The 898-nt window shown below is 63.1% G+C and carries 3 protein-coding genes; 2 read left to right on the forward strand and 1 reads right to left on the reverse strand.

Annotated features, from left to right (window positions below; translation table 11 throughout):
• On the forward strand, positions 1–205 hold a 205-nt coding region (locus tag EOD15_RS34855; protein ID WP_281035605.1), incomplete at its 5' end, for a sugar-binding domain-containing protein.
• A gap of 37 nt (positions 206–242) precedes the next feature.
• On the opposite strand, the gene EOD15_RS34860 is transcribed toward EOD15_RS34855, so the two are convergent.
• Entirely contained in the window at positions 243–428 is a 186-nt protein-coding gene (locus tag EOD15_RS34860) for a hypothetical protein (protein ID WP_127318258.1), read from the reverse strand.
• 110 nt (positions 429–538) lie between these two features.
• Here EOD15_RS34860 and EOD15_RS34865 point away from each other — a divergent pair.
• On the forward strand, positions 539–898 hold a 360-nt coding region (locus EOD15_RS34865), incomplete at its 3' end, for a LysR family transcriptional regulator (protein WP_127409341.1).

The following is an 898-nucleotide window of genomic DNA, read 5'->3' on the forward strand; positions in this document are numbered from 1 at the left end:
CGACAGGGAGGGCCGCATGATCGAGGGCATCACCAACGACCGGGTGTCGTCGGCGTCGCTTCCGTCACGCGAGAAATCGCTGGTCATCGCACTGGCCATGGGCGAACGAAAGCTGCCAGGCATCCTGGCGGCCGCGAACCGGCGGCTGATCAACGGCCTCATCACCGATGAACGGACCGCCGCCGCCCTGCTGGCCAACATCTGACCGGAACCACACCTGATTTGCGATAAAACCAACCGCGCTAGCTGTGCCGCCCGAAAGGGTCATTGCCATCGAGAAAACCGAGATCGCGCTGCAGATGCGGCGACAGGTCCCTGATGTCGAGATGTGCTCGTTTTTTGGCCGCGAACCAGCCGAATCCATCCGTCAGCCACGAAAACCAGCGGTGATCGGGTGCGGGAGTGCATTTTTGCTGCGCCATGGTCATGATCGTCAACCTTCGCTATCCTGAACCCGAATGACGGGTTGACTGGGAATGTCGGTCTTGACGGCAGTCTTTGCCAATCGAACGTCGATAAGGACCCATAAGGAGGCTTTATGCCGGACCTCAGCTCTCGGCAGGTTGCACAGCTTCCGCCGCTGCAGGCGATCCGGGTGTTCGAAGCGGTGGCGCGGCATCTTTCCTTCACCAAGGCCGCCAGTGAACTTGCCATGACGCAAGCGGCGGTCAGCTATCAGATCAAGGTGCTGGAGGAACGGGTCGGCGCGCCGCTGTTCCTGCGACGACCGCGCCAGATCGCACTCACCGAGGCTGGACAGCGCCTCGCGCCGGCGGTCAGCGAGGCCTTTGCCATTCTCGGTCAGGCCTATGCCGCGGCGCGTGGCGGGGCCGACGGCTTGCTGTGCGTCACGACGGTGCTGACATTCGCCTCGAACTGGCTCGCGCACCGGCTGGGG

Origin of the sequence: Mesorhizobium sp. M7A.T.Ca.US.000.02.2.1 (genome assembly GCF_003996995.1) — a bacterium.
Taxonomy (GTDB): Bacteria; Pseudomonadota; Alphaproteobacteria; order Rhizobiales; family Rhizobiaceae; genus Mesorhizobium.